We start from the raw sequence: 2,206 nt of genomic DNA, 5'->3' as shown, positions 1-2,206 counted from the left end.
GGCCTACATCATTGGCAAGAACTGCGTGCAGTTCTTCACCGTCGAACCGGAGCCTCTCCTTCCATTATGCACCACACGCCGGACCCACGACATACACCTCGTCGGTCTGAGGCGGAGCCTCGTTAGCATATCATGAGCACGCGGTTGCAACAGGGCTCCAGCCGATCACCGCTCCGGCACGTGCCGGGCACATGAGACGTCCTGCGTGGTTTCTCCTGCGCGTGGTCAGCACCGCAGCGCTCTTGTGGTGGATCGCGCGCGACCCTGCCGTTCGCGCCCTGCCCGCGCCGCCCGCGTCCGCCTGGCTCTTGCCTGCGTGGCTCGCGGGCGGCGTGAACGAGCTCGCGGGCGCGCTCCGCTGGTGGTTGTGCCTGCGCATCGCGGGGATCCCCCTCGGTTTCCCCCACGCGGCGGGGCTGCATTTTCTGGGTCTGTTCACTTCGCTGTTCCTACCCGGCACGGCCGGCGGCGACGCGGCGAAGATCGCCGCCGTCATGTTCTGGTATCGGGACCGGAACCTTGCCGCCGTACTCGCCGTGCTCATGGAGCGGCTCTCCGGCCTTTTTATAGTGATGATCTGGACCACCGTGGTCGCCGGGCTGCGCGCCGAATGGTTCCAGCAGACGCCCGCGACGGGCGCGCTCTTTCACACGGTGCTTATCTTCCTCGGCACCGTAGCGCTCGTGATGGTGGCCTGGTATCTCACCAACCGTCCGGGGCGGGCGCTCCGGCATCCGCGCTGGTTTCCGTTCGGTGCGCGCGTCTCGCAGATCGCGGGCGTCTTCGACCTTTTCTTCGCCGGGGGCCGGCGCGCCGTGGCCGTCCTCTTGCTGGCCAGCGTCTGCCACGCCGGTAACGTCGGGCTCTATTATTTCGCGGCGCGCGCGCAAGGCATGGACTGGGCGCTCGCGGACGCGCTCAGCCTCATGCCCGTGATCGACGTGGTGACGATGCTGCCCGTGACGCTGTCCGGTCTCGGCCTGCGCGAGGCCGTATTCCAAGCCCTGCTGGTGCCGCTCTCTGCCGCGGCTCCGGCAGTGGCCGTGTTCGTTTCCCTAACCGGGTTCTTGGTTGGTGCGACCTGGGCTTTGCCCGGCGCCGGGGTGTTTCTCTGGTTTCGGAGGCCAGTGCACAAGGAGCGCGCCGGTGCCTGATGCCGGTTCCCGCCCGCCGCGCCTGGCGATTGCATTCGGCTCGTCGTTTCTCGGTTTTGCCACGCATTTCGGCTTTCTGCGCGAGTTGCTCGTCGGCGGTCGGCGTCCGGTCGCGGTGGCGGGCTCGTCCGCCGGCGCGATCGTCGCCGGGCTCTACGCGGCCGGGTTGAGCATCGAGCAGTTGGAGGCGGCGTTCACGCGCCGCGATATGTGCGCCCACTTCCGTGAATGGCGGATACCTTTTCGCGCCCTCGGCACCCTGCTCGGCTGGCGCGGGGTGCCGGCGGTGCTCGAAGGGTTACATCTGTGGCGCCTGCTCCACGGTCTCGTCGGGGAACGACGTATCGAAGACTGCACGACCGCGCGGCTGCACCTTGCGGTGACCAATCTACGCACCAGCCGCGTCGAGTTGCGCGCCCGCGGCCCGCTCGTCGACACCATGCTCGCGAGTTGCGCGCTGCCTGGCCTCATCGCCCCACGCCGCGTCGAGGGCGAGACCTTGTGGGATGGTGGCCTCGGCTGCTCGGCACCGATCGAGCAGTGGATCGACGACCCCGAAGTCACGCATATCGTCGTGCACAGCATCCTCCACCACGTTCAGATCCGCGCCCGCGAGCAGAGTGACCGCCGCAACTTCACCAGCGCCATGCTGGCCGGCCACCAGCTCACCGCCGATGAGTTGCTCCACTGGAAGATCGAGCTCGCCCGCCGCGCCGGCAAGACCGTCAGCGCCATCGAGACCATCACCCCGCGCCCGCGGATCGGCATCCCGATCACATTCTGGCCCCCCAAGCCCTGGCCCGAGCACGCCCGCGACCTCATGGCGCTCGGCGCCGCCTCGGCGCACCGTGTGTCGGGGTAGCGGGATCCCGGGGGCGCATGCGCTCATCGGCGCAGTTTCCCGCTCGCCGCTGAAATTAAATAGTAGGGAGCCTCTAAAAATTGTGATGAAAGCCTATACTGCCGCGGCATGTTACAAGGGATTTCACTATCCAGGCCGATTTTGGAGCAGCATCAGGGATCTAGATCGGCCTTTTTGAGGGGATCATCCC

The 2,206-nt window shown here is 67.1% G+C and carries 2 protein-coding genes; both read left to right on the top strand.

The window, feature by feature from the left end; all coding sequences use genetic code 11:
- Positions 1-191: 191 nt before the first annotated feature.
- Positions 192-1,154 carry a flippase-like domain-containing protein gene (locus tag M3461_09600; GenBank protein MDQ3774594.1) on the top strand — a complete coding sequence of 321 codons (963 nt, stop codon included), beginning with the start codon at positions 192-194 and terminating at the stop codon, positions 1,152-1,154.
- Positions 1,147-2,016: a patatin-like phospholipase family protein gene (locus M3461_09595; protein ID MDQ3774593.1), complete on the top strand. Its 870-nt coding sequence runs from the start codon at positions 1,147-1,149 to the stop codon at positions 2,014-2,016. The genes M3461_09600 and M3461_09595 overlap by 8 nt, the downstream gene beginning before the upstream one ends.
- The last annotated feature ends 190 nt before the right edge of the window (positions 2,017-2,206 follow it).

The organism is Pseudomonadota bacterium (genome assembly GCA_030860485.1).
Lineage (GTDB): Bacteria > Pseudomonadota > Gammaproteobacteria > JACCXJ01 > JACCXJ01 > JACCXJ01.
The sequence above is the reverse complement of the archived record's forward strand: the minus strand, read 5'-3'. Positions and strand labels throughout refer to the sequence as shown.